General features: G+C 43.4%; 22 protein-coding genes. 5 read left to right on the top strand and 17 right to left on the bottom strand.

Features of this window, described 5'->3' with window-relative positions; all coding sequences use genetic code 11:
- Positions 1–78 precede the first annotated feature (78 nt).
- The gene (katG, locus tag H4K34_RS00990) at positions 79–2,334 is read left to right on the top strand and encodes a catalase/peroxidase HPI (RefSeq protein WP_407644584.1); all 2,256 of its coding nucleotides are present in this window, start codon (positions 79–81) and stop codon (positions 2,332–2,334) included.
- A 55-nt stretch (positions 2,335–2,389) separates the two neighbouring features.
- On the opposite strand, the gene H4K34_RS00995 is transcribed toward katG, so the two are convergent.
- From H4K34_RS00995 to H4K34_RS01005, 3 genes are all read right to left on the bottom strand, one after another.
- The gene (locus tag H4K34_RS00995) at positions 2,390–2,998 is read right to left on the bottom strand and encodes a YkgJ family cysteine cluster protein (protein WP_210758975.1); all 609 of its coding nucleotides are present in this window, start codon (positions 2,996–2,998) and stop codon (positions 2,390–2,392) included.
- 96 nt (positions 2,999–3,094) lie between these two features.
- A complete protein-coding gene (locus H4K34_RS01000) occupies positions 3,095–3,475 on the bottom strand; it encodes a hypothetical protein (RefSeq protein ID WP_210758976.1) in 381 nt (126 codons plus the stop codon).
- A gap of 2 nt (positions 3,476–3,477) precedes the next feature.
- On the bottom strand, positions 3,478–3,747 hold the full coding sequence (locus H4K34_RS01005; RefSeq protein ID WP_210758977.1) for a hypothetical protein: 270 nt from the start codon (positions 3,745–3,747) through the stop codon (positions 3,478–3,480).
- Between the two features lie 83 nt (positions 3,748–3,830).
- Between H4K34_RS01005 and H4K34_RS01010 the strand changes: the two genes are divergently transcribed.
- Genes H4K34_RS01010 through H4K34_RS01020 form a run of 3 tightly spaced genes read left to right on the top strand, consistent with a single transcriptional unit; the run spans position 3,831 to position 8,287 of the window.
- Entirely contained in the window at positions 3,831–5,180 is a 1,350-nt protein-coding gene (locus tag H4K34_RS01010) for a hydroxymethylglutaryl-CoA reductase, degradative (RefSeq protein WP_210758978.1), read from the top strand.
- Positions 5,181–6,053, top strand: a complete 873-nt coding sequence (locus H4K34_RS01015) for a GYDIA family GHMP kinase (RefSeq protein WP_210758979.1) — start codon at positions 5,181–5,183, stop codon at positions 6,051–6,053. It abuts the gene before it with no gap.
- A 47-nt stretch (positions 6,054–6,100) separates the two neighbouring features.
- Positions 6,101–8,287: a PKD domain-containing protein gene (locus H4K34_RS01020; protein WP_210758980.1), complete on the top strand. Its 2,187-nt coding sequence runs from the start codon at positions 6,101–6,103 to the stop codon at positions 8,285–8,287.
- Here the strand turns inward: H4K34_RS01020 and H4K34_RS01025 are convergent.
- The 4 genes from H4K34_RS01025 to H4K34_RS01040 are packed head-to-tail and all read right to left on the bottom strand — an operon-like array spanning position 8,284 to position 10,806.
- A complete protein-coding gene (locus tag H4K34_RS01025; protein WP_210758981.1) occupies positions 8,284–8,649 on the bottom strand; it encodes a fluoride efflux transporter FluC in 366 nt (121 codons plus the stop codon). The genes H4K34_RS01020 and H4K34_RS01025 overlap by 4 nt on opposite strands.
- Complete coding sequence (locus tag H4K34_RS01030; protein WP_210758982.1) at positions 8,646–9,230, bottom strand: phosphatase PAP2 family protein; 585 nt, start codon at positions 9,228–9,230, stop codon at positions 8,646–8,648. Before H4K34_RS01030 ends, H4K34_RS01025 begins: the two co-directional genes overlap by 4 nt.
- On the bottom strand, positions 9,223–10,230 hold the full coding sequence (gene obgE, locus H4K34_RS01035) for a GTPase ObgE (RefSeq protein WP_210758983.1): 1,008 nt from the start codon (positions 10,228–10,230) through the stop codon (positions 9,223–9,225). The genes H4K34_RS01030 and obgE overlap by 8 nt, the downstream gene beginning before the upstream one ends.
- A 3-nt stretch (positions 10,231–10,233) precedes the next feature.
- Positions 10,234–10,806, bottom strand: coding sequence for an adenylate kinase (locus H4K34_RS01040; protein WP_210758984.1), 573 nt, complete (start codon positions 10,804–10,806; stop codon positions 10,234–10,236).
- A 113-nt stretch (positions 10,807–10,919) separates the two neighbouring features.
- Here H4K34_RS01040 and H4K34_RS01045 point away from each other — a divergent pair, with 113 nt between their 5' ends.
- On the top strand, positions 10,920–12,005 hold the full coding sequence (locus tag H4K34_RS01045; RefSeq protein WP_210758985.1) for a mannose-1-phosphate guanylyltransferase: 1,086 nt from the start codon (positions 10,920–10,922) through the stop codon (positions 12,003–12,005).
- Here H4K34_RS01045 and H4K34_RS01050 read toward each other — a convergent pair.
- From H4K34_RS01050 to H4K34_RS01095, 10 genes are all read right to left on the bottom strand, one after another.
- Positions 12,002–13,276 carry a cryptochrome/photolyase family protein gene (locus H4K34_RS01050; RefSeq protein WP_246452167.1) on the bottom strand — a complete coding sequence of 425 codons (1,275 nt, stop codon included), beginning with the start codon at positions 13,274–13,276 and terminating at the stop codon, positions 12,002–12,004. The two genes, H4K34_RS01045 and H4K34_RS01050, sit on opposite strands and share 4 nt — an antisense overlap.
- Positions 13,277–13,287: 11 nt before the next feature.
- Positions 13,288–13,950: a flavin reductase family protein gene (locus H4K34_RS01055; RefSeq protein ID WP_210758987.1), complete on the bottom strand. Its 663-nt coding sequence runs from the start codon at positions 13,948–13,950 to the stop codon at positions 13,288–13,290.
- Positions 13,950–14,645 (bottom strand): SDR family NAD(P)-dependent oxidoreductase, encoded by a 696-nt coding sequence (locus H4K34_RS01060; protein WP_210758988.1) that lies wholly within the window; start codon positions 14,643–14,645, stop codon positions 13,950–13,952. The genes H4K34_RS01055 and H4K34_RS01060 overlap by 1 nt, the downstream gene beginning before the upstream one ends.
- A 1-nt stretch (position 14,646) precedes the next feature.
- The gene (folE, locus tag H4K34_RS01065; RefSeq protein WP_281384681.1) at positions 14,647–15,372 is read right to left on the bottom strand and encodes a GTP cyclohydrolase I FolE; all 726 of its coding nucleotides are present in this window, start codon (positions 15,370–15,372) and stop codon (positions 14,647–14,649) included.
- Complete coding sequence (locus H4K34_RS01070; protein WP_210758989.1) at positions 15,335–15,742, bottom strand: 6-pyruvoyl trahydropterin synthase family protein; 408 nt, start codon at positions 15,740–15,742, stop codon at positions 15,335–15,337. Before H4K34_RS01070 ends, folE begins: the two co-directional genes overlap by 38 nt.
- Positions 15,739–16,260 carry an isopentenyl-diphosphate Delta-isomerase gene (idi, locus tag H4K34_RS01075; protein WP_210758990.1) on the bottom strand — a complete coding sequence of 174 codons (522 nt, stop codon included), beginning with the start codon at positions 16,258–16,260 and terminating at the stop codon, positions 15,739–15,741. Before idi ends, H4K34_RS01070 begins: the two co-directional genes overlap by 4 nt.
- Before the next feature lie 3 nt (positions 16,261–16,263).
- Positions 16,264–17,103, bottom strand: a complete 840-nt coding sequence (locus H4K34_RS01080; RefSeq protein ID WP_210758991.1) for a phytoene/squalene synthase family protein — start codon at positions 17,101–17,103, stop codon at positions 16,264–16,266.
- Positions 17,087–18,586, bottom strand: coding sequence for a phytoene desaturase family protein (locus tag H4K34_RS01085; RefSeq protein WP_210758992.1), 1,500 nt, complete (start codon positions 18,584–18,586; stop codon positions 17,087–17,089). The genes H4K34_RS01080 and H4K34_RS01085 overlap by 17 nt, the downstream gene beginning before the upstream one ends.
- A gap of 11 nt (positions 18,587–18,597) precedes the next feature.
- Positions 18,598–19,101: an RNA polymerase sigma factor gene (locus tag H4K34_RS01090; protein ID WP_210758993.1), complete on the bottom strand. Its 504-nt coding sequence runs from the start codon at positions 19,099–19,101 to the stop codon at positions 18,598–18,600.
- Positions 19,102–19,261: 160 nt separating this feature from the next.
- Positions 19,262–20,155 (bottom strand): MerR family transcriptional regulator, encoded by an 894-nt coding sequence (locus tag H4K34_RS01095; RefSeq protein WP_210758994.1) that lies wholly within the window; start codon positions 20,153–20,155, stop codon positions 19,262–19,264.
- Between the last annotated feature and the right edge of the window lie 55 nt (positions 20,156–20,210).

Below are 20,210 nucleotides of genomic sequence, written 5' to 3' on the forward strand. Positions count from 1 at the left end.
AATTATTCTTAATTATGCTCTAAGAAAATTGGATCTAATCTTAATTAAACTAGCATGAAACAATTCATTACCGCAAGTATGATCTTACTGGTCGGAAGTGCCGGTGCTCAAGTGCAAATGCAGGGCGACATTTCCCAATGTCCGGTGCATGGTGGTGCAGCGGCGGCCACTTCTACCCCGGAGAAAATGGAGGCCAAAAAGGATGGACCCAACAACCGCGACTGGTGGCCTAATCAATTAGACTTAAGCATCTTAAGGCAAAACTCAATGAAGTCTGATCCCATGGGACCCGACTTCGACTATGAGACAGCCTTTAACAATTTGGATTACAACGCACTTAAAGCGGATATCCGAGCAGTACTTACCGATAGCCAGGATTGGTGGCCAGCGGATTATGGACATTATGGTGGTTTATTTATCCGCATGGCATGGCACAGTGCCGGTACTTACCGCACTGGAGACGGTCGTGGAGGTTCACGTGAAGGGCAACAACGTTTTGCGCCTTTAAACAGTTGGCCTGATAATGCCAATCTCGATAAGGCACGTCGCCTACTTTGGCCGGTAAAAAAGAAATATGGTGCTTCTATCTCTTGGGCTGACTTGATCATTTTGGCCGGTAATGTGGCTTTGGAAGATATGGGCTTCGAAACCATTGGCTTTGCTGGTGGTCGTACTGATGTTTGGGAACCCAATAGTAATGTGTATTGGGGCCCAGAGAGTAAATGGTTAGATGATGAACGCTATTCAGGAGATCGCGAATTAGAATCGCCCTTGGCAGCGGTTCAAATGGGATTGATCTATGTAAATCCTGAAGGACCTAATGGGGTGCCTGATCCAGTATTAGCCGGTAAAGACATTCGCGAAACCTTTGGCCGCATGGGGATGAATGATGAAGAAACCGTAGCGCTTATTGCCGGTGGTCACACTTTTGGTAAAACCCATGGAGCTGCCAGTGCTGAATATGTTGGGCCTGAGCCTGAAGCAGCCGGCATTGAAGAGCAAGGATTTGGTTGGACCAGTAGCTATGGTAGCGGTAAGGGCGGTGATGCAATTACCTCAGGATTAGAAGTAATTTGGACCCGTACGCCAAGCCAATGGAGTCATGACTTTTTTAAAGCCCTGTTTAACTTCGAATGGGAATTAACTAAAAGCCCTGCCGGAGCCCATCAGTGGGTAGCTAAAGACGCAGGAAAAGTAGCTCCTGATGCATTCGACACCACTAAATTCCACAATCCTACTATGCTCACCACCGATTTAGCCTTGCGCTTTGATCCGGTGTATGAAAAAATTTCACGTCGTTTCCTGGAAAACCCGAAGGAGTTTGAAATAGCCTTTGCCAAAGCCTGGTTTAAACTTACCCATCGTGATATGGGTCCTAAGACTACCTATTTAGGTCCGGAAATTCCCCAAGAAGATTTCATCTGGCAAGATCCAATCCCAGCCTTAAACCATGAAGTAGTAAATGCAGAGGATATTAAGACCTTGAAATCTCAAATCTTAAATTCAGGACTAAGCATTTCTGAATTGGTAAGTACCGCCTGGGCATCTGCCTCTACCTATCGGATTTCCGATCGTCGCGGTGGTGCTAATGGAGCGCGCATTCGATTGGAACCTCAACGCAGCTGGGAATGCAACAATCCTGAGCAATTGAATAAAGTTTTAAAGGTTCTAGAAAAAATTCAAAAGGACTTTAACAAAAAAGCCAAGGGAAATAAACGCATTTCAATGGCCGATCTCATTGTATTGGGTGGCGCTGCTGCCATCGAAGAAGCGGCTAAAAATTCTGGAAACCCAATTGAAGTTCCTTTTATCCCCGGACGTATGGATGCCAGTCAAGAGCAAACTGATATTGAAGGAATGGCGGTTTTAGAACCGATGGCTGATGGTTTCCGCAATTACAAAAAGACTCAATACACCTATACTACCGAGGAACTATTGGTAGACAAAGCTCAATTACTGAGTTTAACTCCACCCGAGATGACCGTATTAGTAGGTGGTATGCGTTCCTTAAATGCTAATTACGATAAGAGCAATACCGGTATTTTCGGTTCAGATGCTTCTCAATTATCGAATGACTTCTTCCAAAACCTTCTGAGCATGGATGTGAAATGGAAGGCTACCGACGAAAGCAAGGAATTGTTTAATGGCTTGGATCGCCAAAGCGGAGAGGTAAAATACAGCGCTAGTCGTGCTGATTTAATTTTCGGATCCAACTCCGAATTACGTGCACTGGCCGAAGTTTATGGTAGTGATGATGCCAAAGAAAAATTCGTTCAGGACTTTGTAGCGGCTTGGACTAAAGTGATGCAGCTCGATCGCTTTGATCTTAATTAAGGGAAATTTCCCGATTTAACCCGAACCGCTTGTCTCCATAAGGCAAGCGGTTTTTTTATGCTGATTTCCTGAGGCGATATGGAAAGGGACGATACTGATAGTAGTTCTCTACCTCTTCAATAGCTCGCAGAATAGCCTTATTGATGGGCAGATATTCCTGACCTAAGCGAAAATCAATTTGCGCCAATTTCTGGTAATAGCTCATATAATGGGGGGCTCTCCCCTTTTGAATTAAGGCTTGGCTGGCTAATAAGGTATCCGCCTGGCTCCCTTTAATCCATTTGCAGGTAGATAATTGCCGATCGCCATTTTTATCGCGAATGGTGGCAAATCCGAATAAACGACAGATTAATCCACGATCCTCGTAAATCGTACAACGACCTTTTAAATAAGGACTATTGGCAATGATCGGCTTAAAGCCATGGCAAAGACCAGTTGTATTGGCTTGAATTTGCTGTTTCGCCAGCTCATGTTGTCCCTCTAAAAACAAATGAAATGCATAGGGCAGAAACTCCAGTACTGCCGCTTCGATATCCGCTTTATTACAGCAATGACCACAGCCGCTTAAGCAAGCCAGGCCACTGACTTTTTGAAAAGCCTTAGTCTCCTCTTCAAGCTGTCCAAATACTTTTTGAACCTGCCTGACGCGAATTGCGATTGACATAAAAATCGAGCGAATTTAGATCAAATGCCAATCCCTAAAACACCTATAAAGAAATAAATAGGACCTGAATATCAAGATATTAGACCAAAATAGTACTTAAGCCGTGGCTTTAGTCTCTGAAGAATTTCCCAGTGGTCGATTTCCCAGCCAGGCAAACAATATTCCGCCTATGGTATAAGCGAGGATATCATAAGGATCGGAATAATGTCGTGCATCTATGGATGGAAAATACCACTCAAAAAGCACGGCATACCAAATAATGAAAATCAGAATCCAGTACTTCGGAATTTTAAAATCCGGATCGGCCGGAAATACATTTTGGAAAAAGGCCAGGGCTAAACCCAATACTATGCAGGGAGCCAGTATATCATCCAAATAGGCATGAACCCAAGGAATGGACCACCATTTCTCCACAATTTGATGAAGGCTAAAAAGAATGGAGCTAATCCAGAATAATCGGCTAAAGCGAAACCACATCTTTAATGAACGGTACTGCTGGCCATTGCCGCCACCATGCTAATAATACTAAAGAATATCAATTGAATAAAACGAAGCACTTGTAAAAAGCCTTTCTTGATAAAGGGGGTATCCGGATCAATTTTAATCAGAGGCAGACCCCGCATTTCAATGCTTTCGCGCGCTTCGATTTCGGAAAGATGACGGTCATTTAAACGCTTTCCGCAATTATTGCAGTTCTCCTGATGACCATCTGTCCAATCACTGCAATGTTCGCATTTGGTTTCTTTCACTTTTTTAAGAAAAGATTTACAACAAAGAAACGAAACAGGGGTTAGGATTGTGCTCGTATATTTGAAAATTAATTTCCAGCAGCATGCGCAAACCGATTAAAGGTTTTTCGAAACTCAGCAAGGAAGCCAAAATTGAATGGCTTAGTGATCAGTTTTTTGATAATTCAGAAGATGCGATCAATCTTTTAAAGCATTACTGGCACGAAGACCCAAAAGTGCAAAAGCTTCATGATGAGTTTATTGAAAACACCCTAAGCAATTATTATATGCCCTTTGGTGTGGCTCCGAATTTTAAGATAAACGGAGAGCTCTACACCATTCCTATGGCCATAGAAGAAAGCTCGGTAGTTGCTGCTGCGGCTAAAAGTGCCACTTATTGGTTAGAGCGTGGTGGTTTTAAAACCAGCATTATCTCTACTAAGAAAGTAGGTCACGTGCATTTTATCTATCAAGGAGATGCTCAGAAATTGCAAAGCTTTTTTGAAGATTTAAAGCCTGCTCTTTTAAAGGATACTGAAGAACTCACCGCCAATATGCGTGCTCGAGGTGGCGGTATTATCGACCTCAAATTGGTAGATAAGCGTTCGGCCATGGAAGATTACTGGCAGATTGAAGCCCTTTTCGAAACCTGTGATTCCATGGGGGCCAATTTTATTAACTCTTGTTTGGAGCAATTCTCCCAAACTCTGCAGCGTGAAATTAAAGCTCAGGATCATTTTAATGAAGCCGAGAAGGCCATTCAGGTGGTGATGTGTATTTTATCCAATTACACTCCCGAATGTGTGGTACGCTCCGAGGTATCCTGTAAAGTAGAAGAACTCAATGGCGATGCTGGAATTAGCCCTGAGGAGTTCGCTCAAAAATTTCAACGCGCGGTACGTATTGCAGAGGTTGAACCCTATCGGGCCACGACCCATAATAAGGGCATTATGAATGGTATTGATGCCGTGATTATAGCTACCGGAAATGACTTTAGAGCCGTAGAAGCTGCTTGTCATACCTATGCCAGCCGCAATGGTCAATACAGTTCCCTCACCCATTGTGAGGTAAAAGATGGTATTTTCCGCTTTTGGATTGAAGTTCCTTTAGCTCTGGGAACCGTAGGTGGTTTAACTCGCTTGCATCCCATGGTGAAGTTTTCTTTAGACCTATTACAACAGCCCAATGCTGAGGAGTTGATGGGAATTGTAGCCAGTTCAGGCTTGGCCCAAAACTTCGCTGCCCTGCGCGCGCTAACTACTACCGGAATTCAGAAAGGTCATATGAAAATGCATCTCCTGAATATCCTGAATCAATTGGAAGCTACCGATGCAGAAAAAGAAAGCATCGTAAACTATTTTAAAGATAAAGTAGTATCACATTCTGCTGCTGTAAATAAGTTCTGCGAAATCCGTGGTATTAAAAGCCCTTCTGAGATTAAGAAGGAAAACTAGATGAAGCATTTTTTTGCCCCAGGCAAATTACTTCTCAGTGCAGAGTACAGCGTTCTTGAAGGCGCCAAGGCTATTGCTGTGCCAACCATTAAGGGTCAGCACCTGAGGGTGGAAGCTCAAGATCAGAAAGCCCTGCAATACCGAGCTCTGGACGAAAAAGGCGAGCCTTGGTTGGATTTTCAATTAGGCAAGGCCCAAAGTCCTGAGGAGAAATTAGTTGAGGCCATTCTACTTGACGCCTGTGGATCGCAGCTCCCGGAATATTGTAAAATTGAGAGTCGTTTGGATTTTCCACGCGCCTGGGGATTGGGCAGCAGCAGCACCTTCATCAGTTTAATGGCGCAATGGTTGGAGGCCGATGTTTGGAAGCTGTTTTTCAAGCACCTTAAAGGCAGTGGTTACGATGTAGCGGTGGCTGAAGCTGCCCATGCTATTCAGTACCAATTAGTAGAATCACAAAAACCCACTTGGGAGGAAGTGCAAATTCCGGACTTCTTTAAAAACACCTATCTACTCTATTTAGGGAAGAAGCAAAATTCAGCGCGCGAGGTAGATCGCTACTTACAGGAAAAGCGCTCATCTGATTTAGTACAGAAAATTTCCGACTTAAGTGAAGAGCTTCTGAAACTATCGGATATCCCCTCTTTGGCCAATTGGATGGAGGTGCATGAAGCTTATACCTCAGAATTAATCGGGCGCAAGCCCATGCCTTTGCAAATCTTGCCAAATTTTAAAGGACAGGCAAAATCCTTAGGTGCCTGGGGAGGCGATTTCTTATGGCTCAGCCAAGCGCCAGAAACTGAAGAACTAAAGGCTGCAGGTCTTAATGAAGTCTTCTCTTTTTCAGAATTAGTTCCCTTTACACATTCCTGAAAAATCCACCCGTCATTTTTGTTAACTTGCTGTTCGATTGATGGATTATGCGGCGCATTGGCCTTTTTTTACTCCTCCTGCTAGGATTTGGGATGCAGGCTGCTCACTTGGTTGGTGGGGAGCTGAGCTATCGCTGTTTGGGAGGTAGCAATTATGAGCTTCGTTTAATCATTTATCGCGACTGCGCCTCCAATGGTGCACCTTTCGATGATCCGGCCATTATCACCATTTTTAATGGCTCTAATCAGGTGGTTCACAATCTCCAGGTTCCTCTGCATCAAAGTAGTTTCTTACCCATTAATGCCCCCAACAATTGCACCGCTCTGCCCAGTTTTGTGTGCACTCAGGAAGGTATTTATTTGGATACTGTAAACCTACCTGCTGGCGGTGGCCCATATACTGTAAGTCACCAGCGTTGCTGTAGAAACAACAGTATTGACAATATTCCCAATCCCCGACTTTGGGGAAACACCTATACCATTAATATTCCGGCTAGTCCAGCCTGTAATAGTAGTCCCCGATTTTCCGCTGCGCCTCCGGTGGCTCTCTGTTTAAATGTTCCCGTTAATATTGATATGGGTGCCATTGAAACGGATGGCGACAGTTTGTACTATTTCCTATGCTCGCCTTTACATGGAGGTGGTAATCAGGTTAATACTACCGGTCCCAATTCGCCTCGACCCGACACCGCTTCAGCACCGCCCTACGCCTTGGTGCCCTTTTCCAATACTTATTCCACATCTTACCCGATTGCCAGTTCACCAGCCTTCAATTTGGATCCCCAAACCGGAATGCTAAGTGGGAAACCCAACCAAGTTGGGCAATATGTATTTGCGGTATGCGTGCAGGAATGGCGTAATGGTGTTTTATTGAGCACTTTAAGACGTGACTTCCAATTTAATGTAACTGCGGCCTGCGTGCGCACTACTGCCGATTTCGATGAACAAGACCTGGACCCCTATACTCTTTGTTCAGGTAAAACCATCCAGTTTAATGAGGACTGTATAAATACCAGTCGCTACTTCTGGGATTTTGGCGTCCCGCTCACCAATTCGGATACCAGTAATTTGCCCAATCCGGTTTATACCTTTCCGGATACCGGGGTATATCAGGTAATGCTTATTGCCGAACCAGGTTCTTCTTGTGCTGATACCATGATTCGTGAGTTCAAAGTATTTGAAGGTTTAAATGTAGGTTTCGATATTGGTGGACAGGCTTGTTTTGATCAACACAGTTTTAATTTCACGCCTACCGGAAATTTTGGTCCGGACGCTCAGTTTAACTGGAATTTCGGAGGGAATACTACTTCTGGAAGCAATACCTCCACGCTGAAAAATCCCAGTGGAATTGTATATGCCCAATCCGGATCCTATTTAGTTACTTTAGAAATTGAAGACGGAGATTGTAAAGACAATTATAGCGATAGTGTGCATTTGTATCCCAGGCCCATTCTTAAACATCGCTTGGACGCCAATTCAGGCTGTGTACCTTATGCCGTAAGCTTTCGAGATAGTTCGGAATACGCAGGAACTGCCATTCATTTTTGGGATTTTGGGGATGGTTTTACATCCAGCCAGCAGAATCCAGTGCACCTGTATGAAAACCCAGGCGATTACTTTGTTTACCATCGTTTAATCACCACCAGCGCTTGTAAGGACACGCTGGAAGAACAATCTAGCACCGCCATTCGCATACACCCCACTCCTTTCCCGGGAATGATTATTATGCCAGAGGAAACCACCATATTCAATCCGGAATTTGAAATCACCCTCACTTCAGAAAATTACAGCACTTCCAGCTTGCTATTTCCTGATGGACGTAAAGTAATTGATCCAGGTAATAATCTGGTTTACACCGCTCGGGACACAGGTATACAGCGCTTTGTTCATATCGTTGAAAATGAATTTGGCTGTAGTGATACGGTTCAGGTAGAAACCTATGTGCAACAGCCCTTCCGACTCTATATCCCCAATGCCTTTACACCTAATGGTGATGGTTTAAATGATCGTTTTAGCTATTCGATTTTAGGGGTTCAAGAATTTAAAATCCGCATCTTAAATCGCTGGGGACAATTGGTTTTTCAAACCGGTGATCCCTCCTATTTCTGGAATGGTCGCATGAATAATATGGGCGATGTACTTCCCGGTGGAGTATATACCTATGTGATTGAGGTGATTCAGAAAGAGGATCTCACCTCGGTAGTGAAAAGAGGCACTGTAAGTTTGATTCGCTAAGCGCTCAATCTGCTCATCCCCATCATAATCGAAATCCCAAGGCCCAGACTAACTAAGATATTAGCAGCTACAAAAGGCCAGGCTTTTTGCTCTATTAATATCCAATTCTCCAAGCTAAAAGTGGAGAAGGTTGAAAAGCCACCACAAACCCCAACTATCCAGAATAAGCGATGATTCTCCGTGAGTTTATCAGGAATACTGTAAACAAAAAAGGCCAGGAGACCACAAGCCACAGTATTGGAAATTAAGGTCGCCCAGGGGAAAAATGTAGCCTCTTTAAAAAGATGTAAGCTGCCTTTGCTAATGGCATATCGGGCCATAGAGCCCAAACCTCCTCCTAAAAAGACCCAGAGCCAGTTCATGCTTTCGGCTTTCTATAATCCAGCGGAATCCATCGATCCATAATCAGATAGAGGGCAGTACCACAGAGAGCACCAAATAAGGCACCGCCAATTATATCACCCGGATAGTGAACCCCCAGATATACTCGTGAATAGGCCACCATAGAAGCCCAGGCAATTAGTGCATAGTACAACCAAGGAAAGCGACGTCGAAAAAGAAGTCCCAGAAAAAAAGCCAAACCGAAGGTATTGCTGGCATGGGAACTCACAAAGCCATAGGCACCGCCGCAGTGACCTTTCACCAAGCGAATTTGATCCTGCAAATGCTCCTCATGGCAAGGTCGTGAGCGCTGGAATTTTTCTTTGAATAATTGAACCGAACCCTGATCGGTTGCAAAAATATTAAGCACTAAAAACAAGCTGATCCATAGGCCACTTTTCCAATGGAAAAGCCAAAATACCAGGGCCAATAAAGCAGCATACAAGGGAATCCAAATTGCCACTTCCGACACCCTGAGCCAAAAGGGGTCCCAAAATTCAGTTCCCTGTTGATTCAAGAGCAGAAAAAGCTGCTCATCCCATTGCATGATTTGTTCAAGCATCTTTATTCATTAATTGCCATAAGCGGTCTTTGAGACCTTGAAGATTCTTTCCACTTACCGAAGAAAAGAAAAGGAAATCCAAATCTTCGGGTAATTCCTGCTTTAATTGTTCAGTCATTTCCACTTCCAGCTCATCATCCAGCATATCGCTTTTACTGATCGCCAAAAGCCTTTGTTTGTCGAGCAATTCGGGATTAAAACGCTCCAACTCCTTGAGGAGGATGTCATATTCCTTGCGCATATCAGCACAGTCGGCCGGAATTAAAAAGAGCAACATCGAATTTCGCTCGATATGCCGCAGGAAGCGATGTCCTAAACCTTTCCCCTCACTTGCGCCTTCAATAATCCCAGGGATATCGGCCATTACAAAAGAGCGATAATCACGGTATTGAACAATACCTAATTTGGGAGTTAAGGTGGTAAATGGATAATCGGCAATCTCCGGCTTGGCAGCCGAAACCACAGAAAGCAAGGTCGATTTACCGGCATTGGGGAATCCTACCAAACCTACATCAGCAAGAACCTTAAGTTCCAGAATGTTCCAGCCTTCTTCACCCGGCTCACCAGGTTGGGCAAAGCGTGGTGTTTGAAAAGTGGAAGATTTAAAGTGGGTGTTCCCTAAGCCTCCACGACCGCCCTGGCGCAAAACGCGCTCCTCACCATTTTCAGTGATTTCAAAAAGCACCTCTCCGGTTTCGGCATCCTTAGCAACGGTACCTAGTGGCACATCTATAATTTCGTCGTCTCCTTTAGCTCCGAAACTTTGATTTTGCCCGCCGTTCTCTCCGGCCTTGGCCTTAATATGTTTACGGTATTTCAGATGTAAGAGGGTCCACATCTGATTATTGCCACGTAAGATTACGGAACCTCCAGCTCCACCATCACCACCATCAGGGCCACCTTTAGAGGTAATCCTGGAGCGGTGCAAATGCGCAGAGCCTGCTCCTCCTTTCCCGGATTTGCAGTAAACTTTTACGTAGTCGACGAAATTTTCTTGCATAAATTAAAGTGCGTCAATCGTAGCAAATAAGCGCTGGGTAATTTCTTCAATGCTACCGATACCATCAATAACCTGAAGTTTATTTTGAGCAGCATAAAAATCTTTAACCGGAGCAGTTTCACGGTTGTAATTGTCAATTCTGGCTTGAATAATCGCGGGATCAGTATCATCCGAACGACCGGAAGTTTTACCGCGCTCTAATAAGCGAGCTTTGAGTTCATTCTCCTCTACTTCCAAAGCCAGCATAATGGAAATTTGCGTTCCACGGCTTTCTAATAATTGATCTAAGGCTTCTGCCTGAGGAGTAGTACGTGGAAAACCATCGAAGATGAATCCCTTGGCATCGGGAGCTTTCTCTAGTTCCGATTTCAACATATTAATGGTTACCTCATCAGGTACCAGGTCGCCTTTATCGATATAGGATTTAGCAAGAAGGCCTAATTCAGTTTCACCTTTAATATTAGCACGGAAAATATCTCCGGTACTCAGATGCTTTAGTTGATATTGTTCAATGAGTTTTTCAGACTGAGTTCCTTTACCGGCTCCGGGAGGGCCGAATAGTACAATATTGAGCATTTGATTCTAAATGAGGTTAGAAGATGAAAAGCCACAAAAGTAGCAATTTATTAACCTCTAAGGCCTGAGGTGATCGCTAAGTATAATCGTAGATTTGCGGCAAATATTCGAATATGGCTTCAACCTATTGTGTAATCATGGCTGGCGGCATTGGAAGTCGCTTTTGGCCGATGAGTACCGCCGAAAACCCCAAGCAGTTCCACGACATTTTAGGCACTGGAGAATCTTTACTTCAACAAACTTTCCGAAGATTATCACTACTCACAGACCCAGAAAAAATTCTGGTTGTGACCCATCGTAAATATGAAGCGCAAGTTGCGGAGCAATTGCCCGCCATGCCGCATCGCAATATTATCCTCGAACCCGCTCGTCGTAATACAGCTCCTTGTATTGCCTACGCCGCCTACCGCATTCAGAGCGAAGATCCCGAGGCCAATATCTTAATCGCCCCTTCTGATCACTTAATCAGCAATGAAAGTGAATTTGTACGCATCGCGAAATTAGCTTTGAATACCGCAGAAAATAGCGACTTCTTACTCACCCTGGGAATTAAGCCTCATCGTCCTGATACTGGATATGGCTATATTCAATTTGAAAGCCAAACGGAAGTAGATCAGGAAGTGAAAAAGGTGAAAACCTTTACTGAGAAACCGAATCTTGAAATTGCCCAACAGTTTTTGGATAGTGGCGATTTTCTTTGGAATGCCGGCATCTTTATCTGGTCCTTGAAAACCTTTAAAACGGAATTAGCCCTGCATCAGGCTGATTTATTCCAAAACTTTGAGCAAGGCAGTGCGCTTTTTGGAACCGAAGAAGAAAACAGCTTTGTAAATAAGATTTACCCTTCTTGCGAAAATGAATCCATCGACTACGGTTTGATGGAAAAATCAAGTAAGGTATTTGTTATCCCCGCCGATTTTGGTTGGAGCGACCTCGGGACCTGGGGCAGCTTATATGAGCATAAAGAACTGGACAACAAAGGAAATGCCTTGATTGGCTCCAAGATCTTGAGCTACGAAAGCGAAGGAAATATCGTTCGTATGCCCAAAGACAAAATTGCGGTAATCGAAGGTTTAAAGGAGTATATCATTGTGGATACACCCGAAGCTTTGCTGATTTGCAAAATGCAGAATGAGCAATTGATCAAGACCTTCGTTAGCGATGTGAAACTAAGTTTCGGCGACGATACCGGAATTTAATCCGACTTTAAAGCGGACTTATAACGATCCAAAGCTCGCTCCCGAGCATTTTTATGATCTACAATGGGTTGAGGATAGGCATCAGTACCATATTCCTCAACCCATTTTTTAACGTATTTCAATTCCGGATCAAACTTCTTCAGTTGCAAGGCAGGATTAAATACTCGGAAATAAGGAACGGCATCTACCCCACAACCAGCAGCCCATTGCCAACCTCCAACATTGCTGGCCGCATCATAATCCAAAAGCTTTTCCGCGAAGTAAGTTTCCCCCAATCGCCAATCCAGTAAAAGGTGTTTGCTTAAAAAACTAGCCACCACCATGCGTACCCGATTATGCATAAAGCCAGTTGCGTTTAACTCACGCATTCCGGCATCCACTAAGGGATAACCGGTCTTCCCCTCACACCAGGCCTTAAAATGAGCCTCATTGTGCTCCCATTTAATTTGATCGTATTCCTTACGAAAGCTATCTTTAAAAGAATGGGGGAAATGATATAATACCTGCTGGTAAAAGTCGCGCCAGATCAATTCATTAAAATACTTGTCGTTCCATTGCTTCGCCTCTTTAGCTAAAGCTCGGATGGAGATAGTTCCAAAACGTAAATGAATACTTAGTCGACTAGTTCCCCTTATGGATGGGATATCGCGGGTTTCATGGTAATTTTCAATCAAGGATTTACGCCAATCACGATTGGGATATTCAAAATCAAAAGCTTCAAAACCCATGGATTCCAAATCGGGAAAATCCAAGCCTTTGAGCTGCGCATAATGATTGGAATCAGCGGATGCATAGGGCTCCAAATGTGAGTCCTTAAGTAAGTGCTTATACTTTCGCATATAGGGAGTGTATACCACATAGGGCTCGCCATTATCCTTAAGCACCTCCCCTTTTTCAAACAAAACCTGATCTTTAAAACCTTTGAAAGGTATCTCTTGCGCCTTTAAGGTTTCATAAATCTTTTTATCCCTTTCCCTTGCTGGTGGCTCATAATCGCGATTTGCATACACAGCCTTAATGGAATAGGATTTCAAAATTTCCTTCCAAATTTCTGTTACCTCACCATACTTCACTAGGAGATCTGAGCCTTTGGCCTGCAATTGTTCTTTGATCTGCTTTAACTCTTGCCAAATAAATTGCACCCGGGCATCGCGGGGAGGTAATTGATCCAAAATGGCCCGATCAAAAATAAAGAGCACCAGCACCGGATAATCCCCTTCCAGGGCCTTTGCCAGTCCATGATTATCCTCCAGGCGCAAATCTCTGCGCATCCAAAAAATTGCTAGTTCTTTTTGGGCCATGCTTTCTCTTTAGGTTTCGAATTGGATTCTGGATAGGCCAGGCGTTTTAAAGGCTTGGGTAAATAATACGTATCCAGTCCATTTACAGAAACCGTATTCAGGCGATGCTGTTCAATAAATCCATCATTTAATAGGGCCTCCGGTTTATTAAGATGCACTTCTAGGATCGAAGCCACCACCATAAGGGTATTATTTGCATGAATCTTTTGTTCAGAAACCCATTGCAGGCCTATCCCAAGATGGCTTTCCTTAAGAAAGGGAATCGAAAAATCTCTTTGAACCGCATTTAAACCTACTGCCTCTAACTCGGATACCTCTCGTGGGTATTTGGCTGCCGCCTGATGCGCCTGATCCACAATTTCGGCCGAAACGGCATTGATCGTAGCGAGGCCGGAAGCACGGAAATTCTCCAAACTATGGCGTTCCACCGTATGAGGACGGAATATCAAACTCAATAATGGAGGATTGGAACCTATATGCTGCACCGAAAAGAAAGGTGCGGCATTGAGTACACCCTCCGAATTGCGGCTAATCAGCAGATTAAAGCTTTTATAACCTCCTAGGCTATTAAAAAAATTTGCCCGATAACGGGATTCCCAAGCCTCAAAATCGGCGCTTTTGAAATGTAAGCCTTCTCCAGCCATTAGCGAATAGCCGACATTCCTCCATCCACTTTCAGAACTTGACCGCTTATCCAGCTCGATTTTTCACTTAAAAGGAAAAGCGCCATTTCGGCCATATCCTCTGGCTGACCAACACGTTTTAGAGGATGCCTATCAGCATTAGCTTCTCGCTTGCGATCATTGGATAATAAGGCTTGTGCCAATGGGGTATCGGTTAATGATGGGGCAATCGCATTAAAGCGAATTTTAGGAGCATATTCTGCCGCTAAGCTTCGGCATAAGCCTTCAACCGCCCCTTTTGCTCCCGAAATAGAACTGTGAAATGGCAAACCATTTTGAACAGCGACAGTTGAGAATAAAACCACCGAAGCCGAATCACTCTTCTTTAATAAGGGCAATGCTTGTTGTAAGACCTTTATAGCGCCGAGATAGTTAATTTCCAGATCAGCCCGAAAAGCGTCTAAGCTAATCCGCTCAAAAGGCTTTAATTGAATGGAACCCGGACAATAAACCAAACCATCGATGACTTCCCCTATATCCGGTAAGCCCTCATCATTGAGTACATCAAAATTGCGGCTTATTATCCCCAATCGGCGCTCAGACTCTTCAATCGAGCGACTGAAAGCCCATACTTGATTTCCTTCGGCGGCTAGCCGCTCTGCAATTACTTTTCCAATGCCACTTCCTCCACCAACAATCAAGTAATTCTTAGCCATTTTAGGATATCATTTTCAAAAATTCGTTGCGATAGGCCTCCTCTTTGAATTTACCGGAATAATGCACGGTAATGGTATTTGAAGAAGCATCTTCCACTCCCCGCGTTGCCACACACATATGCTCAGCATCAATATATACTGCCACATCCTCCGTTTGAAGGGCATTCTTTAATTCGGCACCAATCTGCTCGGTAAGGCGTTCTTGCACTTGAGGGCGCTTGGCGAAATAACGCACTAGGCGATTAATCTTACTCAAGCCAATTACTTTACCGGATGAGATATAAGCCACATGGGCCTTCCCGATAATAGGTACTAAATGATGCTCGCAATAGGTATGCACAGTGATGTTCTTTTCCAGTAACATCTGACCGTAGCGGTACTTATTATCAAAGAGCTTAGCCTGCGGTTTATTTTCCGGTAATAAGCCCTGGAAAATCTCATTCACATACATTTTGGCCACCCTTCTGGGGGTACCACTTAAGCTATCATCACTAAGATCTAAGCCTAGTATTTGCAGGATATCGGCAAATTTTTCTTCAATGCGATTTACCTTTTCTTCTGGGCTGAGCTCAAATGCATCCTTGCGTAAAGGGGTTTCCAGATCACTCATTAAATGAGCATCTCCAATGGATTCTACTTTATGTAAGATTTCATCCGCGTTTTGCTCCAAATCCCGTCGCAGCTGGCCATTAGCCTTCATATTCAACGAAGTTTCGCGGAGTTTCATAGAGAGTTATTTTTAAATGGTAGCGCGCCTCTAATTCGGGACGAAGTAGATTGTAAATCACTACCGCAATATTTTCGGCACTGGGATTCAGGTTTTTAAACTCAGCTACCTGGGTATTGAGGTTTTTATGATCAAAACGCTCCTCTACCTTGCTGCGAATTAAATCCTTCAGCACCTTTAAATCAATCACATAACCAGTTTCAGGGTCCACCTCTCCCTTCACGCTCACAATCAATTCGTAATTGTGACCATGATACTCGGGGTTACTGCATTTCCCAAAAATGGCTTCATTCTTTTCATCGCTCCAATCCGATCGATATAAACGATGAGCTGCATTAAAATGCGCCTTTCGACTTACCGTAACCTTCACGAGAGCTGATTTACGTGCGCTTCAAATTGTTTCCAGATAATCTTGAACCACGCGGTATAGTTTTCCGGATGCAATTCAATGTCCTGGGATAAAGCTTCAATGGAAACCCATTTCCAACTCATTACTTCGGCTGGATTAATTTGGGGTTCACCATCAAAGTGACCGATAAAGAGATGATCGTATTCATGCTCAATCATGCCCTTATCCAAATCGGCACGATAGGTAAACTCCAATACTTTTTCAACCGGGCAATCAAATCCCATTTCCTCCATTAAGCGACGATGCGCTGCTTCTTCTGCGGTTTCACCTTTGCGGGGATGCGAGCAACAAGTGTTGGTCCAGAGGGTTCCGGAATGGTACTTCTCTGCAGCACGTTGTTGCAACATGAGTTCACCTTTAGCATTAAGGACAAAAACGGAAAAGGCACGATGCAATAGTCCTTTGCGGTGGGCTTCCATTTTCTCCATCAGTCCGAGCTCTTGATCCTGAGCATCGACTAGGATAACTTCTTCTGCCATTGACTATAAGATGTTAAAACTGTGTTTAAGATATGAGCTTACTAATAAACGATATTTATTGTGGTTGGGGATACGTACCCTTTGATTTAATATCGTGCTACTAGGCGTCGCCTTGATTTTCAGGAATAAGCGATAATAGTACATATAGGCTACATAAACGCCAAATCGGGCTTGCTTGGGCAAGGCAATAATTCCTTCATAACCGGCTTTGAAATCCTTCTCAATGTCTTCCTCAATTTCACGCTTTACCTGATCATCAAAAACCTGCATATTCACTCCCGGGAAATACACCCTTCCTAATTGTTGATAATCGGCATTGAGGTCGCGAAGGAAATTGATTTTTTGGAAAGCCGAACCTAATTTCATGGCGTTCCAGCGCAAGCGATCGTATTGTTCTTGATCGCCATAGCAGAATACCTTTAGGCACATTAATCCAACCACCTCGGCACTTCCTAAAATGTACTCCTCATACTCTTCTTCGGACTGCACCTTGCTTAGGTCGAGATCCATTTCCATCGACTTCAGAAAAGTATCAATCAGCTCTCGATCAATATTAAACTGATTAACGGTATGCTGAAAGGAATTCAAAATGGGATTTAAGCTAATCCCCTGATCTATGGCCTTATGGCATTGTATTTTAAAGTCTTCCAATAAGGCCTTTTTATCATAATCATGAAAGGTATCTACGATCTCATCTGCGAAGCGCACAAAACCATAGATCGCATAAATATGCTGATGCAGGGTGCGATCCAGAAACAAAATACCCAAAGAAAAAGAAGTGCTGTACTTCTTAGTCACCATCGCGGAAGTGCGATAGGAAATTCGATCAAACAATGCTTTCATGCCTCCGGTTTTTTAAGGTGTCTTTTTCAATTTCAGCAGCTGCTACCAAGCCTGAGATTAGGGATGGAGGCACTCCGGGACCAGGCGTGGTTAATTGCCCGGCATAATAGAGATTAGCTACTTTTTTACTCTTGAGAGAAGGTTTGAGGATTGCGGTTTGACTTAAGGTATTGGCCAATCCATAGGCATTACCTTTAAAAGCGTGGTAATCGTTTTTAAAGTCCTGCATGGCATAAGACCGTTTGAAATGAACATGAGGTCGGATTTCAGCACCAATATGCGCTTCTAATCGATCCATCATGAGGTGGTAATACTTTTCTCTTTGCTCCGGATCATCTTTCAAGCCTGGAGCTAAGGGCATCAATAAAAATAAATTTTCTTGTCCTTCCGGGGCCGCCGCCGGATCAGTTTTGGAAGTAGCCGAAACGTAAAAGAGAGGTTTAGAGGGCCACTGCGGGTTTTCGTAGATTTCACGAGCATGCTGATCAAAATCCTCATCAAAAAATAAGGTATGATGCAATAGACCCGGAACCTTTTTATCTACAGCCAAATAAAAGAGTAAACTAGAAGGAGCCATGGCGCGGCTATCCCAATACTTAGGACTGTACTGACGAAATTCCTCAGGAAGAATTCTCTGTTCGAAGTGATGGTAATCCGCTGCATTCAAAATCACATCAGCCTCAAAATAAGCTTGATTGGTTTGCAGGCCAATTATTCGATCACCATCAAATTTTGCTGAAATCACTTCCTGATCGGTAAGGATTTCTACTCCTTGCTCTTCGGCCACAGCCAGCATGGCCTTTACAATTTCATACATGCCTCCTCGTGGAAACCAGGTTCCGCCTTCGATGTCGGCATAGTTCATTAGCGAATAAAGCGCGGGGGTATTTTGAGGAGTAGCACCCAGGAATAAAATGGGAAACTCCATAATTTGCTGAAGGCGAGGGTTTTTAAAATGCGCCTGTACATAGCGACGCATACTCTTTAAAAGATCCAACTGAATGAGACCTCTGGCAATCCGCCAATCTGCAAATTCGAGTAGAGAGCGACCCGGCTTATAGACCAAATCATTAATGCCAACCTCATATTTATAAGCCGAGTCCTGAATAAATTTCTTCAGTTTCGCTCCACTTCCCTTTTCAATTTTTTCGAAGAGTTGAATTACCGCTTCGGTTCCGGCTGGAAGATCAATAAAGTCATTGCTTCCAAAATAAACCCGATAACTGGGATCCAATCGATCCAAGGTATAATAGTCGGAAACCTTTTTACCAAAAGTTTGAAAGTAGGCTTCAAAAACATCGGGCATCCAGTACCAACTGGGCCCCATGTCGAAATGAAAACCTTCGTGCTTAAAGGCCCGGGCTCTTCCCCCTGCCTGCTCGTTTTTCTCGAGGATTTTTACTTGAAAACCCTTCTGTGCGAGGGAGCTTGCAGCCGATAATCCTGCAAATCCGGCTCCGACTACAATTGCCGTTTGGCCCATGTGCTTTTAGATTAACGGTAATCTTTGAGTTTATCCATCATTTTGCGGCGCGCTAAGAAGATACGACTCTTAACTGTACCTAATGGAATATCGAGGATCTCTGAAATCTCCTCATACTTATAACCATTGTAATACATCATGAAGGTTTCCAGATAAGTCTTGTCGATAGAATTTACCTGCTTCATAACATACTTATGATCTACAATACTGTCTGTGCTTACTGATTTCTCAGTTTCGCGCATATTGATGAAATACTTGTTTTCGGATTCATCAATAAATGTGTTCTGATTTTTGCGCTTGCGGTAGGCATTAATAAAGGTATTCTTCATAATGGTATACAACCATCCTTTGATATTGGTACCTTCTTGAAACTTCTCGCGATTCTTAAGCGCTTTGAACAAGGTTTCTTGCATCAGATCATCACTGTCATTATTGCTCTTGGTCAGTTTTAAGGCCAGTTGACGTAAGAAATCTTGGTGACCAATGATCATAGAACTGAATTCTGCCTGAGACATGCGTGCTGATTTTTTTTGTTCAACTTATAACACCCCAAACTTAAACAAATCACTTCGGTTTCACAAGTATTTTGTTTAACCTTAACACTAATTTGATTAAACAAAATCTTAAAGGACTGATTTAGTCGATGTTACAACTCTGAGATATAATATACGTCGATTAACGTATAAAGGTTTTCTTTAAAGACTCAATATCAGGGGATATCTCCACTTGGGCTGGGACATCTTGCGTTTCATAATTGCGAAACTGCATCCCGGTAAGGAAGAATCGGTAATTGTCTTTGTTGAACATTTCCCCGATTTTCTGAAAATAAACGTCGATTTCCTCGAAATGAGGATTGGTGGTGAAAATGGAAATGAATTGATCCACCTTAGTCTTTTCAGCAACTTCTTTCAAATACTCTATAGGAACAGATTGCCCCAGATAAATAACCCGATTACCCAGTTTCTTTAGATAATAGTACAGGTAAAGCAAGCCCAGTTCATGCAATTCGTCTGCAGGTAAATACAGTACATAGCTTTTCCTTTTCTCGGATTTTTGAGGAATTATGGTTTGATCAATAATCGCAAAAAGCTTCTGCTTTACCAGATTGCTAATGAAATGCTCATTACTAACGCTTATTGCACCGGCTTGCCACAGAAGCCCTACTTCCTGAATAAACTTCCCCATGATGCGGGAAAGCGTTTCTTCGGTTCCAAACTGAATGAGACACTTATTAAATATGCTGTCGAAGAGATACTCATCATATTCCAGCATGGCAATCTTGAAAGCATTAATCTGACTTTCGTAGTTGCCCTGGTAACGACCTGCATCAATCACTGCCGCTCTTAGCTCTTCCGGACCTAGCTCTGCTACTTTGCTAATCCGCATACCACTCTTTACCAATACAGCAATATTGAGGATCTTCTTAAGATGCTCATCTATATAGTATCGGATATTGGTATCGGTGCGTTTGGGCTCAATTAGCTGATAACGCTGTTCCCAGGCACGCAGGGTATGCGCCTTAATTCCTGAAAGCTTTTCCAGATCTTTTATCGAATACTTAGATTCCATGTATAGTCTATTACCAAAGAAACCCTATTCTCGGCTATTTGTTTAGCTTTTAGAT

The sequence above is a fragment of the Croceimicrobium hydrocarbonivorans genome (assembly GCF_014524565.1).
Lineage (GTDB): Bacteria > Bacteroidota > Bacteroidia > Flavobacteriales > Schleiferiaceae > Croceimicrobium > Croceimicrobium hydrocarbonivorans.

Bases quoted from the DNA above. Each gene is read 5' to 3' on its own strand.
- H4K34_RS01050 (WP_246452167.1), bottom strand. From the start codon at position 13,276: ATGCGCAGAGATTTGCGCCTGGAGGATAATCATGGACTGGCAAAGGCC.
- H4K34_RS01040 (WP_210758984.1), bottom strand. From the start codon at position 10,806: ATGCTCAATATTGTACTATTCGGCCCTCCCGGAGCCGGTAAAGGAACT.
- H4K34_RS01080 (WP_210758991.1), bottom strand. From the start codon at position 17,103: ATGAAAGCATTGTTTGATCGAATTTCCTATCGCACTTCCGCGATGGTG.
- H4K34_RS00995 (WP_210758975.1), bottom strand. From the start codon at position 2,998: ATGTCAATCGCAATTCGCGTCAGGCAGGTTCAAAAAGTATTTGGACAG.
- H4K34_RS01015 (WP_210758979.1), top strand. From the start codon at position 5,181: ATGAAGCATTTTTTTGCCCCAGGCAAATTACTTCTCAGTGCAGAGTAC.
- H4K34_RS01055 (WP_210758987.1), bottom strand. From the start codon at position 13,950: ATGGCTGGAGAAGGCTTACATTTCAAAAGCGCCGATTTTGAGGCTTGG.
- H4K34_RS01095 (WP_210758994.1), bottom strand. From the start codon at position 20,155: ATGGAATCTAAGTATTCGATAAAAGATCTGGAAAAGCTTTCAGGAATT.
- H4K34_RS01020 (WP_210758980.1), top strand. From the start codon at position 6,101: ATGCGGCGCATTGGCCTTTTTTTACTCCTCCTGCTAGGATTTGGGATG.
- H4K34_RS01085 (WP_210758992.1), bottom strand. From the start codon at position 18,586: ATGGGCCAAACGGCAATTGTAGTCGGAGCCGGATTTGCAGGATTATCG.
- folE (WP_281384681.1), bottom strand. From the start codon at position 15,372: ATGAAACTCCGCGAAACTTCGTTGAATATGAAGGCTAATGGCCAGCTG.
- H4K34_RS01030 (WP_210758982.1), bottom strand. From the start codon at position 9,230: ATGCTTGAACAAATCATGCAATGGGATGAGCAGCTTTTTCTGCTCTTG.
- obgE (WP_210758983.1), bottom strand. From the start codon at position 10,230: ATGCAAGAAAATTTCGTCGACTACGTAAAAGTTTACTGCAAATCCGGG.
- idi (WP_210758990.1), bottom strand. From the start codon at position 16,260: ATGGCAGAAGAAGTTATCCTAGTCGATGCTCAGGATCAAGAGCTCGGA.
- katG (WP_407644584.1), top strand. From the start codon at position 79: ATGATCTTACTGGTCGGAAGTGCCGGTGCTCAAGTGCAAATGCAGGGC.
- H4K34_RS01045 (WP_210758985.1), top strand. From the start codon at position 10,920: ATGGCTTCAACCTATTGTGTAATCATGGCTGGCGGCATTGGAAGTCGC.
- H4K34_RS01025 (WP_210758981.1), bottom strand. From the start codon at position 8,649: ATGAACTGGCTCTGGGTCTTTTTAGGAGGAGGTTTGGGCTCTATGGCC.
- H4K34_RS01090 (WP_210758993.1), bottom strand. From the start codon at position 19,101: ATGTCTCAGGCAGAATTCAGTTCTATGATCATTGGTCACCAAGATTTC.
- H4K34_RS01060 (WP_210758988.1), bottom strand. From the start codon at position 14,645: ATGGCTAAGAATTACTTGATTGTTGGTGGAGGAAGTGGCATTGGAAAA.
- H4K34_RS01000 (WP_210758976.1), bottom strand. From the start codon at position 3,475: ATGTGGTTTCGCTTTAGCCGATTATTCTGGATTAGCTCCATTCTTTTT.
- H4K34_RS01010 (WP_210758978.1), top strand. From the start codon at position 3,831: ATGCGCAAACCGATTAAAGGTTTTTCGAAACTCAGCAAGGAAGCCAAA.